The organism is Azotobacter armeniacus, from assembly GCF_054779355.1.
Genome location: NZ_BAAGYK010000120.1, coordinates 17276 through 29717 on the forward strand (window position 1 = coordinate 17276; position 12442 = coordinate 29717).

General features: G+C 66.5%; 9 protein-coding genes. 8 read left to right on the forward strand and 1 reads right to left on the reverse strand.

What is annotated here, in order from left to right; genetic code table 11:
• Positions 1–112 precede the first annotated feature (112 nt).
• From ACYVD0_RS16270 to ACYVD0_RS16305, 8 genes are all read left to right on the forward strand, one after another.
• On the forward strand, positions 113–1603 hold the full coding sequence (locus ACYVD0_RS16270; protein ID WP_460427776.1) for a M17 family metallopeptidase: 1491 nt from the start codon (positions 113–115) through the stop codon (positions 1601–1603).
• Between the two features lie 46 nt (positions 1604–1649).
• Complete coding sequence (locus ACYVD0_RS16275; protein WP_460427777.1) at positions 1650–2078, forward strand: DNA polymerase III subunit chi; 429 nt, start codon at positions 1650–1652, stop codon at positions 2076–2078.
• 6 nt (positions 2079–2084) lie between these two features.
• Positions 2085–2423: a DNA polymerase III subunit chi gene (locus ACYVD0_RS16280; protein ID WP_460427778.1), complete on the forward strand. Its 339-nt coding sequence runs from the start codon at positions 2085–2087 to the stop codon at positions 2421–2423.
• Between the two features lie 130 nt (positions 2424–2553).
• Entirely contained in the window at positions 2554–5388 is a 2835-nt protein-coding gene (locus tag ACYVD0_RS16285) for a valine--tRNA ligase (protein ID WP_460427779.1), read from the forward strand.
• Between the two features lie 368 nt (positions 5389–5756).
• A complete protein-coding gene (nhaD, locus tag ACYVD0_RS16290; protein WP_460427780.1) occupies positions 5757–7133 on the forward strand; it encodes a sodium:proton antiporter NhaD in 1377 nt (458 codons plus the stop codon).
• A gap of 355 nt (positions 7134–7488) precedes the next feature.
• Complete coding sequence (locus tag ACYVD0_RS16295; RefSeq protein ID WP_460427781.1) at positions 7489–9252, forward strand: putative bifunctional diguanylate cyclase/phosphodiesterase; 1764 nt, start codon at positions 7489–7491, stop codon at positions 9250–9252.
• A gap of 68 nt (positions 9253–9320) precedes the next feature.
• Positions 9321–10310: a 23S rRNA (adenine(1618)-N(6))-methyltransferase gene (rlmF, locus tag ACYVD0_RS16300; protein ID WP_460427782.1), complete on the forward strand. Its 990-nt coding sequence runs from the start codon at positions 9321–9323 to the stop codon at positions 10308–10310.
• A gap of 281 nt (positions 10311–10591) precedes the next feature.
• Complete coding sequence (locus tag ACYVD0_RS16305; RefSeq protein WP_460427783.1) at positions 10592–12151, forward strand: TerC family protein; 1560 nt, start codon at positions 10592–10594, stop codon at positions 12149–12151.
• 3 nt (positions 12152–12154) lie between these two features.
• Here ACYVD0_RS16305 and ACYVD0_RS16310 read toward each other — a convergent pair whose 3' ends face one another.
• Positions 12155–12385, reverse strand: coding sequence for a hypothetical protein (locus tag ACYVD0_RS16310; RefSeq protein WP_460427784.1), 231 nt, complete (start codon positions 12383–12385; stop codon positions 12155–12157).
• Positions 12386–12442 lie beyond the last annotated feature (57 nt).

The following is a 12442-nucleotide window of genomic DNA, read 5'->3' on the forward strand; positions in this document are numbered from 1 at the left end:
CTGGCTCCCACACCGATAGTCGAACGCAGCATTCTCAGCGGCCTGCAACGCGCCACAAAAAAGACCGGCATTATCCTGCAAACCAGACCCTTTGTCTTGGGAACATCACGCCATGCAACTCGTTGTCAAAAGTGCCAGCCCGCAAACCCTGAAAACCGCCACGCTGGTGGTCGCCGTCGGCGAAGGCCGCAAACTGGGAGCCACCGCCAAGGCCATCGACCAGGCCACCGACGGCGCCCTGTCGGCCACCCTCAAGCGCGGCGACCTCGCCGGCAAGGTCGGACAGACCCTGCTGCTGCATCATCTGCCGAACCTCAAGGCAGAGCGCGTGCTGCTGATCGGCGCCGGCAAGGAGAACGAGCTGAGCGACCGCCAGTTCCGCAAGATCGTCGCCGCCGCCCAGGGCGTGCTGAAGGGCCTGGGCGGCAGCGATGCCGCCCTGACCCTGGGCGAACTCCACGTCAAGGGGCGCGACGCCTACGGCAAGGCCCGCCTGCTGGCCGAGACGCTGCTCGACGCCACCTATGTGTTCCACCGTTTCAAGAGCGAGAAGGCCACGCCCCCGACCCTGAAGAAGCTCATACTGGTCTGCGACAAGGCCAGCCAGGCCGACGTGGAGCGCGCCGCCGGCCATGCCCGGGCGATCGCCAGCGGCATGGCCCTGACCCGCGACCTCGGCAACCTGCCGCCGAACCTCTGCCACCCTAGCCACCTGGCCGACGAGGCCAAGGCGCTGGCCAAGGCGCACGACGCGCTGAAGGTCGAGGTCCTCGACGAGAAGAAGCTCAAGGAACTCGGCATGGGCGCCTTCCTCGCCGTCGCCCAGGGCAGCGACCAGCCGCCGCGGCTGGTTGTGCTCAACTACCAGGGCGGCAAGAAGGACGAGCAGCCCTTCGTGCTGGTCGGCAAGGGCATCACCTTCGACACCGGCGGCATCAGCCTCAAGCCCGGCGCGAGCATGGACGAGATGAAGTACGACATGTGCGGCGCCGCCAGCGTGCTCGGCACCTTCCGCGCCCTGCTCGAACTGGCCCTGCCGATCAACGTCGTGGGCCTCCTGGCCTGCGCCGAGAACATGCCCAGCGGCGGCGCCACCCGCCCCGGCGACATCGTCACCAGCATGAGCGGGCAGACCGTGGAGATCCTCAACACCGACGCCGAAGGCCGCCTGGTGCTGTGCGACACCCTCACCTACGCCGAACGCTTCAAGCCGCAGACGGTGATCGACGTCGCCACCCTCACCGGCGCCTGCATCACCGCCCTCGGCAGCCAGACCTCAGGCCTGATGGGCAACCACGACGGACTGATCCGCCAGCTCCTCAAGGCTGGCGAACATGCCGCCGACCGTGCCTGGCAGCTGCCGCTGTTCGACGACTACCAGGAGCAGCTCGACAGCCCGTTCGCCGACATGGCCAACATCGGCGGCCCCAAGGCCGGCACCATCACCGCCGCCTGCTTCCTCTCGCGCTTCGCCAAGAACTACCACTGGGCGCACCTGGACATCGCCGGCACCGCCTGGATCAGCGGCGGCAAGGAGAAGGGCGCCACCGGCCGCCCGGTACCGCTGCTGACCCAGTACCTGCTGGATCGCAGCACCCCGTGAGCGACCGCGGGAGCGGTCGGCCCGCTCCCGCACAGCCGAGGACCCCATGCCCCAGGTTGACTTCTACATCCTGCCCTCCGCAGACCCGGCGGCGCGCCTGAATTTCGCCTGCAAGCTGGCGGAAAAGGCCTGGCGCCTGGGGCACCGCATCTATCTGCACTGCCAGGACGCGGCCCAGCGCGAAGCGCTGGATGCACTGCTGTGGAGCTTCAAGGGCGAGGCCTTCCTTCCCCACGGCACGGCCGAGGAGGATGCCGACGCGCCGATCACCCTCGGCCTGGGCGACGATCCCGGCAGCCACCGCGACCTGCTGATCAACCTGGCCCTTGCCGTGCCGTTCTTCTGTGCACGCTTCGAGCGGATCGCCGAGCTGGTGGTGGGCGATCCGGCCATCCGTCAGGCCACGCGCGCCAGCTACCGCTTCTACCGCGAGCGCGGCTATCCTTTGCAGGATCACCGCCTGCCGCGCCTCTGACGATCCATGGACAGCCTGAAACCCAAGCCGAATACCGCCCACCTGCTGAACGACCTGCAGTCGATCCGCGACCTGCTCGACGAAGATCTGCTGCCGCCGCCACTGCTCACCGAAACCCTCGGCGCCGACGACATCCCGCTGCTCTCGGAGATCGTCGCCACCGAAGAGGATGAACCCGAACCGCCCACGGCCGCCCTCCCATCACGCCTGGAGCAGTCCCTGCGTACCGAGGCCCAACTGATCCTGCAGGAGGTCGTCGACGATTTCGTGCCGCAGATCGAGGCCGAACTGAAGCGCCGCCTCGAAGCCCACCTGGACCAGCTGCTCGCCTCGCGCAAACCCTAGCCCCTCTCCAGCGGAAGCCCGGCCTTCACGACAACCCGCCTAGACTTGCAGGGATACAACCCACAGATACGGGTTTGCCTTTATACTCATCGGCTTCCCAGATCAGCCGTCTTATAAGGGTTTCCTCCGCATGGACAAGACCTACCAGCCGCACGCCATTGAATCCCGTTGGTACGCCGAATGGGAGTCGAAGAACTACTTCGCCCCGCAGGGCAGCGGCGAGCCCTACACCATCATGATCCCGCCGCCGAACGTCACCGGCAGCCTGCACATGGGCCACGGCTTCAACAACGCGATCATGGACGCGCTGATCCGCTTCCGCCGCATGCAGGGCCGCAACACCCTGTGGCAGCCGGGCACCGACCACGCCGGCATCGCCACCCAGATGGTGGTGGAGCGCCAGCTGGCCGCCCTGGGCATCAACCGCCACGACCTCGGCCGCGAGAAGTTCCTCGACAAGGTCTGGGAATGGAAGGAACAGTCGGGCGGCACCATCACCCGGCAGATCCGCCGCCTGGGCAGCTCGGTGGACTGGTCGCGGGAACGCTTCACCATGGACGAAGGCCTTTCCGAAGCGGTCAAGGAAGCCTTCGTCCGCCTCTTTGATGACGGCCTGATCTACCGCGGCAAGCGCCTGGTCAACTGGGACACCAAGCTGCACACCGCGATCTCCGATCTGGAAGTGGAGAATCACGACGAGAAGGGCCACCTCTGGCACCTGCGCTACCCGCTGGCCGACGACGCCCGCACTGCCGAGGGCAAGAGCTATCTGGTGGTCGCCACCACCCGCCCGGAAACCATGCTGGGCGACGCCGCTGTCGCCGTGCATCCGGAGGACGAGCGCTACAAGGACCTGATCGGCCGCCATGTGCTGTTGCCGCTGGTCAACCGCCTGATCCCGATCATCGCCGACGAGTATGTCGACCGTGAATTCGGTACCGGCTGCGTAAAAATCACCCCGGCCCACGACTTCAACGACTACGAGGTCGGCAAGCGCCACCACCTGCCGCTGATCAACATCTTCGACAAGAACGCCACGGTCCTGGCCCAGGCCCAGGTGTTCGACATCGACGGCACGCCCAACGAGCGCATCAACTCCACGTTGCCGGACAGCTATGCCGGCATGGACCGCTTCGACGCGCGCAAGGCCATCGTCGCCGACTTCAACGGCATGGGCCTTCTGGAGAAGATCGACGACCACGCGCTGAAAGTGCCGCGCGGCGACCGCTCCGGCACCATCATCGAGCCCTGGCTGACTGACCAGTGGTACGTCTCTACCAAGCCGCTGGCCGAAAAGGCCATCGCCGCCGTCGAGGACGGGCTCATCCAGTTCGTGCCCAGGCAGTACGAGAACATGTACTTCTCCTGGATGCGCGACATCCAGGACTGGTGCATCAGCCGCCAGCTTTGGTGGGGCCATCGCATCCCGGCCTGGTACGACGAGGCCGGCAACGCCTACGTCGGCCGCGACGAGGCGGAGGTGCGCAACAAGTATGCAATCCGCAACGACGAGCCGCTGCGCCAGGACGAGGACGTGCTGGACACCTGGTTCAGCTCCGGCCTGTGGACCTTCTCCACCCTCGGCTGGCCCCAGCAGACCGAGTTCCTCAAGAACTTCCACCCCACCGACGTGCTGGTCACCGGCTTCGACATCATCTTCTTCTGGGTCGCCCGGATGATCATGATGTCCCTGCACCTGACCGGGCAGATCCCCTTCAAGACCGTCTACGTCCACGGCCTGGTGCGTGACGGCCAGGGCCACAAGATGTCCAAGTCCAAGGGCAACGTGCTCGACCCGCTGGATATCGTCGACGGCATCGACCTCGACACCCTGCTGGCCAAGCGCACCAGCGGCATGATGCAGCCCAAGCTCGCCGAGAAGATCGCCAAGCAGACCCGCGCCGAGTTCCCCGAAGGCATCGCCAGCTACGGCACCGACGCGCTGCGCTTCACCTTCTGCTCGCTGGCCTCCACCGGTCGCGACATCAAGTTCGACATGGGCCGGGTCGAGGGCTACCGCAACTTCTGCAACAAGCTGTGGAACGCCGCCAACTTCGTCTTCGAAAACACCGAGGGCAAGGACTGCGGCATCGCCGGCGAGCCGGTGGAACTGTCCCCGGTGGACCGCTGGATCGTTTCCCAGCTGCAGCGCACCGAGCAGGAAGTGACCCGCCAGCTCGACGCCTTCCGCTTCGACCTCGCCGCCCAGGCGCTCTACGAGTTCGTCTGGGACCAGTACTGCGCTTGGTACCTGGAGCTGGTCAAGCCGGTGCTCTGGGACGAAAACGCCAGCATCGAGCGCCAGCGCGGCACCCGTCGCACCCTGGTGCGGGTGCTGGAGACCGCGCTGCGCCTGGCGCATCCGTTCATGCCCTTCATCACCGAGGAGATCTGGCAGCGCCTGGCGCCGCTGGCCGGCAAGTCCGGGCCGACCCTGATGCTGCAGCCCTGGCCGCAGGCCGACGAGGCGCGCATCGATGCCGATGCCGAGGACGACATCGAGTGGGTCAAGGCCTTGATGCTCGGCGTGCGGCAGATCCGCGGCGAGATGAACATCTCCATGGCCAAGCGCATCGATGTGCTGCTGAACAACGCCTCGGCCAGCGACCGCCGCCGCCTGGTCGAGAACGAGCCGCTGCTGATGAAGCTGGCCAAGCTGGAATCCATCCGCGTGCTGGCCGAGGGCGAGGAAGCGCCGCTGGCCGCCACCGCCCTGGTCGGCGAGATGCAGGTGCTGGTGCCGATGGCCGGGCTGATCGACAAGGACGCCGAGCTGGCCCGTCTGGACAAGGAAATCCAGCGCCTGGAGGGCGAGGTCAAGCGCGTCGGCGGCAAGCTGGGCAACGCCAGCTTCGTCGACAAGGCTCCCGCCGAGGTGATCGCCAAGGAGCGCGCCAAGCTGGGCGAGGCCGAACAGGCCCTGGCCAGGCTGGGCGAGCAGCGCGCGCGCATCGCCGCGCTCTGACATTGACCGGCCAGCGGCAGGAGCTGCTGGCCGCCACCCTTTTCCGTCACCTTCGCCTTATAAGCATCCGTTTTATAAGCATCTGTTGGCTGGCGCCGGCCCGAAATAACGTGAAACAATACTGCTACAAGCGCCACAAGCGGATCGCCGGCAAGCACCGCATACGGAAAGCCAGTCGAAACGGAACAAACACAATGCGACAACGCGGCCACGCCCTGTGGTCCGCAAGGACACTGCCGCTCGCCAGACGCAGGTAGCAGCCGCTCCAGTCTCCCCTGTCTTTTTTCCCATCGCCGCGGCTCCCACAGACTTCGGAAGCCGGCCCGCCTGGCGGCTCGCATGTTTTTTCTCAACCTGTGGAGTCTCCGATGTACGCCCTCATGGCTGTTATATTCGTCATAGGCTATCTAGGCATAGCCCTTGAACATCCCCTGAAAATCGACAAGGCCGCCTCGGCCATCGTCACTGCGGTTCTCACCTGGACCGTGCTGGTGCTGGGTGCGGAGCACATCCTGCCGCTCGTGGAGAGCGCCAGCCACGGCGCCGACGTTACTGGCACAGTCGTCACGGAACTGCGCCATCACCTTGGCGAAGTCTCGGAAATCCTCTTCTTCCTGCTCGGCGCCATGACCATCGTCGAGCTGATCGACTCCCACGAAGGCTTCAAGGTCATCACCGACCGCATCCAGACTCGCAAGCGCGTGCATCTGATGTGGATCATCGGCCTCCTCTCCTTCTTCCTCTCCGCCGTGCTGGACAACCTGACCACCACCATCGTCATGGTCTCGCTGCTGCGCAAGCTGGTCCGCGGCCGGCCGGAACGCGCCCTCTACATCGGCATGGTGGTGATCGCCGCCAACGCCGGCGGCGCCTGGTCGCCGATCGGCGACGTGACCACCACCATGCTGTGGATCGGCAGCCAGATCACCACCTCCGGGGTGATCACCGGCCTCTTCCTGCCCAGCCTGATCTGCCTGCTGGTGCCGCTGCTGATCCTCAGCTTCCGCCTGAAGGGCGAGGCGCCCCGCCCGCGCCCGCTGGAAACCCCGGAAAGCCGCCGCGACCCGACCACGCCCTTCGAGCGCAACCTGGTGCTGGGCCTTGGCCTCGGCTCCCTGCTCTTCGTGCCGGTGTTCAAGACCGTCACCCATCTGCCGCCGTACATGGGCATCCTGCTCGGCCTTGGCGTGCTGTGGATCGCCACCGAGATCATCCACCGCCACAAGAACGCCGAGGACAAGCATCCGCTCTCGGTGGTCGGTGTGCTGCGCAAGGTCGACACTCCCAGCGTGCTGTTCTTCCTCGGCATCCTGCTGGCGGTCTCCAGCCTGGCCACCGCCGGCCATCTGACCCAGGTGGCCACCGCCCTGCGCGAGTCGCTGGGCAACATCTACGCCATCAACTATGCGATCGGCCTGCTCTCCGCCGTGGTAGACAACGTGCCGCTAGTGGCCGGGGCGATGAAGATGTACCCCCTGGTCAGCCCGGAAAGCCTGGCAGCCACCGCGTCCGGGGAAACCACCTGGCTGTCCCAGTTTGTCACCGACGGCACCTTCTGGGAGCTGCTCGCCTTCTGCGCCGGTACCGGCGGCAGCACCCTGATCATCGGCTCGGCGGCCGGCGTCGCGGCCATGGGCATGGAGCGCATCAGCTTCATCTGGTACCTCAAGCGGATCAGCCTGCTGGCCTTCCTGGGCTACACCGCCGGCGCGGCGACCTACATCGTCCTGCTCGCCCTGTCCTGAGGCGAGCCGCGGGGTACCGGCCGGAGCCGTGCCGGCACCCCGCCTTCCGATCCTGCCCACGGATGGGCATCGCCGGCTGTGCAAGCCCGCGCAATATCGGCCCCAAAAGCGTGCACGCTTCACATCCCGACAAACTGCGGAGCGGTGATAGCAAAGCGCCACAAATCAGGATGACGCATGTATCCTGTGGCATGGCATCATCCTCCCGCCGCCGGCCCCGCGAATGGCCGTGCCAACTCACTCCAGTCGCAGGATTGCCAGGCCACGCCCCCGGTTCGAGCCTGCGCGCCGAATCCAGGTGCGCGTCGCACGACGGGAAGACTCCCGTCGACCGATGCCGGAATTGCAGACAAGAATGAAGCAGCACTCATCCTCCTTTTCCCAGCCGTCAGTCGAGCAGTTGGAACTGCTCGCCGCCCTCGAGCACGCCATGGCCATCGCCGAGTTCGCCCCGGACGGTCACGTCCTGCGCACCAACGGCAAGTACCGGCAGATCTTCGGCTACACCGCGGAGGCCATCGATGGCCATCGGCACCAGCAACTCTGCGCGCCCGACCCGACCAACCTGCATGGTTTCGACAGCCTCTGGGCCTGGCTGGGCCGGGGCCGCTCCGCAAGCGGCCGCTACCCCTACGCGAGCGCCGACGGCCGGTGCCTCTGGCTGGAGGCGACCTATATCCCCCTTCTCGACGCCAGCGGACACCTGAAACGCATCGTCAAGATCGCCATCGACGTCAGCGCCCAGGCCGAACGCGAGGAGGCCGAACGGCAACACTGCCGCCTGCTGATCCTGGAGCGCGAGGAAAGCCACAACCGGTTTCGCCAGCTGGCCTTCTACGACACCCTCACTGGCCTGCCCAACCGCAGCCTGCTGCTGGTCCAGGCCGGCCAGGCGATCGCCCGGGCCAAGCGCAACCGCACGGCGCTGAACGTCCTGTTCTTCGACCTGGACCGCTTCAAGCAGGTCAACGACACCCTCGGCCATCCGGCCGGCGACGCCATGCTGCGCATCGTCGCACAGCGCCTGCGCGGCGAACTGCGTGCCGCCGACATCGTCGGCCGCCTGTCCGGCGACGAATTCGTCGTGGTGCTCACCGATTGCGACCCTCGGCAGACGGCTGAAACCATCCGGCGCATCCAGAAGCAGCTGTCGGCGCCCTGCCAGATCGCTGGGGCGACCCTCATGCCATCGGCCAGCATCGGCATCAGCCAGTTCCCGGACAACGGCGAGGATATTGAAACCCTGCTGCACTACGCCGACCTCGCCATGTACCAGGCCAAGAGCAACGGGCGCGGACAGTTCAGCTTCTTCAGCGAGGAGATGAACCGCCAGGCCCAGGAGCGCCGGACCCTCGAGGCGGCCCTGCGCGAAGCGCTGCAGCAGCAACTGCTGCAGCTCCACTACCAACCGCAGATCGACCTCAAGAGCGGCCGACTGTGCGGCGTCGAGGCCCTGGCCCGCTGGACGCATCCGCAGCTCGGCAGCATCCCGCCGAGCCGCTTCATTCCCCTAGCGGAGGAATGCGGGCTGGTCGGCGAACTGGACCGCTGGGCGCTGGAAGAGGCCTGCCGGCAGCTCGCAGCGTGGCGCGAGGCAGGGCTCGAGGTGCCGGCCGTCTCGGTGAACCTGTCGTCGAACAGCTTCCACAACCTGGAGCTGCCCCGGCAGATCGCCGATACCCTGCAGCACCATGTCCTGCAGCCGGCCGACCTGAACCTGGAAATCACCCAGGACGTACTGCGGGGCGGCAATCCGAACAAATTGAAGACCCTGCACGCCGTGCAGGCCATGGACATCGGCCTGACCGTCGACGACTTCGGCACCGGCTACTCCTGCCTCGGCTACCTGCGCCACCTGCCGATCCGCGCCCTGAAGCTGGACCGCAGCTTCGTTCGCGATCTGGAACATGACGAGATCACCCGCGCCCTGACCGAGGCGGCCATGCGCATCGGCGACAGCCTGCGGATCGCGGTGTTCGCCGAAGGGGTGGAGAGCGAGGAGCAGCGGCGCCTGCTCACCCACCGGGGCTACCAGGTGGCCCAGGGCTTCCTGCTCTCGCGACCGCTGTCCGCCGATCGGCTGGCCGACTGGCTGAGAGAGCGCCGGCCCGCCGAGTAGCGGCGCCGGGCGCGCGCCAGCCCGACTTGTGGGACAATCAGCGCCCAGCCCACTGCCAGCCTTCTGCAATGCCCAGCAAGCCCCATCCCCCGGCACCGCAGCCACAACGCCCGAGCCCGCTGCACCCGCGCAACCGCCATCAGGGCCGCTACGACTTTTCCGCGCTGATCCGCCGCCACCCGGCGCTCGCCGCCTTCGTCATCCTCAACCCCTACGGCAAGAAGAGCATCGACTTCGCCAATCCGGAAGCGGTGAAGACCCTCAACCGCGTCCTGCTCGCCGACCACTACGGCATCCGCCACTGGGACATCCCGCCCGGCTACCTGTGCCCGCCGATTCCCGGCCGCGCCGACTATCTGCATGGCCTGGCCGACCTGCTGGCCGCCGACAACAGCGGCACCATCCCGCGCGGCGCGGCGCTGCAGGTGCTGGACATCGGCGTCGGCGCCAACTGCATTTACCCGCTGATCGGCCACCGCGAGTACGGCTGGCGGTTTCTCGGCGCCGACATCGACCCGGCCGCCCTGACCTCTGCGCAGGCCATCGTCCGCGCCAACGAGGGCCTGGTCGAGGCCATCCGGCTGCGCCGCCAGGCCGATCCCACACACATCTTCCAGGGCCTGCTGCAGACCGACGAGTGCTTCGACCTGAGCCTCTGCAACCCGCCCTTCCACGCCTCGCCGGAGGAAGCCACTCGTGGCAGCCGGCGCAAATGGCGCAACCTCGGCAAGCTCGACCCCAGGCGCAAGCTGCCGCTGCTGAATTTCGGCGGCCAGGGCGCCGAGTTGCACTGCCCCGGCGGCGAGGCTGCCTTCGTCGGGCGAATGATCACGGAAAGCGCGCAATTCGCCGGGCAGGTGTACTGGTTCAGCAGCCTGATCTCCAAGACGGCCAACCTGCCCGCCGCCCAGGCCGCGCTGAAAAAGGCCGGGGCCTGCGAGGTGCGCGTGGTGCCCATGGCCCAGGGACAGAAGCAAAGCCGCTTCGTCGCCTGGACCTTCCTCGACGCCGAAGCCCGGCGTCGCTGGCGGGAAGAACGCTGGCCAGCGCTCCGCTAGCCAGGCGCACCTGCCCTGCCAAGAAGCATTACGTTTGCGCGCTTAGCGGTACTGCGTCGATGGCGTAGAATGCGCACACTTCAATATTGATCGGTCGCACATGGACAACGCTTGTCGTCAGCCGCCCTGCCTTCCCGCAGGGCGGCACTCTTCCTCAGCGGGCCAGCCTCGCTCTTTCACCCCGAACGAGCACCTCATCACTGCCCGCCCGCTCGCGCCCCTCCCACGCCGGAAGGCTGCAAGCCCCCTCTTCTCCCATATCGCAACAAAGGTGACCGCCCATGGAATGGCTTGCTGATCCCACGGCCTGGCTGGGTCTTCTAACCCTGATCGTGCTGGAGATCGTACTTGGCATCGACAACCTGGTGTTCATCGCCATCCTCGCCGACAAGCTGCCTCCCCAGCAGCGCGACCGCGCGCGGATCATCGGCCTGTCGCTGGCGCTGGTCATGCGCCTGGGCCTGCTGGCCAGCATCTCCTGGCTGGTGACCCTGACCGAGCCACTGCTCTCGATACTGGGCAAGAGCTTCTCCGGGCGCGACCTGATCATGCTGTTCGGTGGCGTGTTCCTGCTGTTCAAGGCCACCATGGAGCTGCACGAGCGCCTTGAAGGCCACGCCCATGCGCAGTCCGGCAGCCGCGCCTACGCTCGCTTCTGGCCGGTGGTGGCGCAGATCGTCGTGCTCGACGCGGTGTTCTCCCTGGATGCGGTGATAACTGCTGTCGGCATGGTCGAGCATCTCGAGATCATGATGCTCGCCGTGGTGATCTCCATCGGCCTGATGATCGCCGCCAGCAAGCCGCTGACCGCCTTCGTCAACGCCCACCCGACGGTGATCATGCTGTGCCTGGGCTTTTTGATGATGATCGGCTTCAGCCTCACCGCAGAGGGCTTCGGTTTCCATATTCCCAAGGGCTACCTGTACGCGGCGATCGGCTTCTCGATCCTCATCGAAGTGTTCAACCAGCTGGCTCGCTGGCGCCGCAAGAAACAGCTGCGGGGCCGGCACACGCTGCGCGAGCGTACCTCCCATGCGGTGCTACGCCTGCTCGGCGGGCACCAGATGGAGGCCGAGGAGGTCGGCGAGGAAATCGCCGACATGCTCAAGGGCAACGCGGGTGAAACTGCGCCATTCGGCCGCCGTGAACGGGTGATGATTAGCGGCGTGCTGCATCTGGCCGAGCGGCCCATTGCCACTGCGATGACCGACCGCATGCAGGTGGATCACATCGCCCTCGACGCCGACGAGGCGCAAATCAGGCAGCAACTGCTGGATTCGCCCCATTCGCGGCTGGTGGTGGCGCGCACCGCCTCCATCGACGAGCCCCTGGGCTATGTGCACAAGAAGGAACTGCTGCGCACGCTGCTGCAGGGCGAGCATCCGGATATCGAGCAGTTGGTGCGCCAGCCGCTCAACCTGCCGGACGGCTGTTCAGTGCTCAATGCCCTCGAACAGATGCGCCAGGCCTCCACCCATGTGGCCTTCGTGGTCAACGAGTTCTGCCACTTCGAGGGCCTGCTGACCCTCACCGACATTCTCGAGGCGATCGCCGGCGAACTGCCGGATGCCAGCGAGATGGAAGGGCCGGATGTAATCGAGCGCGACGGGATTTACGAGGTCAATGGCGCCATCAGCCTGGCACTGCTCGGCAAGCGCCTGGGCTTCCAAGCCCAGGGCACGGACGACTACCAGACCCTGGCGGGGCTGGCCATGAGCCTGCTCGACCGCCTGCCGGCGACCGGAGACGAGCTGACCTACCGCGACTGGCGGCTGCAGGTCAGCGAAGTGAAGGAGCGGCGGATCACCCGCATGCTGCTGCAGCCGCAACACCCGGCCTGAGCATCAGCGCTGGCCGCCGCGCCGGCGGCGCTCGGGCCAGCTGTCGGCGGCATGGATCCAGAGCCGGCGATCCTTCAGCTCGGCGGTGCGGATATAGCGTGGCGCGCCGCCGACCTCCTCCAGCTCGGTCATCCCCGCCAGCTCGGTGACCACGCGATAGCGCTTGCCGCCCCGCTTGTCCTCGAGGGGATAGAGTTGGGCGATCTGTTGGACGAGTTCAGTCAGGGTGGACATACCACAGGGCTCCGCGTTGCGATTGCAGCTATTTACAGAAGTTTGGTTACGGTTCCG

What these genes read in the sequence shown, in the direction of transcription:
- ACYVD0_RS16285 (WP_460427779.1), top strand. Translation starts at nt 2,554, where the DNA reads ATGGACAAGACCTACCAGCCGCACGCCATTGAATCCCGTTGGTACGCC.
- ACYVD0_RS16270 (WP_460427776.1), top strand. Translation starts at nt 113, where the DNA reads ATGCAACTCGTTGTCAAAAGTGCCAGCCCGCAAACCCTGAAAACCGCC.
- ACYVD0_RS16295 (WP_460427781.1), top strand. Translation starts at nt 7,489, where the DNA reads ATGAAGCAGCACTCATCCTCCTTTTCCCAGCCGTCAGTCGAGCAGTTG.
- ACYVD0_RS16305 (WP_460427783.1), top strand. Translation starts at nt 10,592, where the DNA reads ATGGAATGGCTTGCTGATCCCACGGCCTGGCTGGGTCTTCTAACCCTG.
- ACYVD0_RS16310 (WP_460427784.1), bottom strand. Translation starts at nt 12,385, where the DNA reads ATGTCCACCCTGACTGAACTCGTCCAACAGATCGCCCAACTCTATCCC.
- ACYVD0_RS16275 (WP_460427777.1), top strand. Translation starts at nt 1,650, where the DNA reads ATGCCCCAGGTTGACTTCTACATCCTGCCCTCCGCAGACCCGGCGGCG.
- nhaD (WP_460427780.1), top strand. Translation starts at nt 5,757, where the DNA reads ATGTACGCCCTCATGGCTGTTATATTCGTCATAGGCTATCTAGGCATA.
- ACYVD0_RS16280 (WP_460427778.1), top strand. Translation starts at nt 2,085, where the DNA reads ATGGACAGCCTGAAACCCAAGCCGAATACCGCCCACCTGCTGAACGAC.
- rlmF (WP_460427782.1), top strand. Translation starts at nt 9,321, where the DNA reads ATGCCCAGCAAGCCCCATCCCCCGGCACCGCAGCCACAACGCCCGAGC.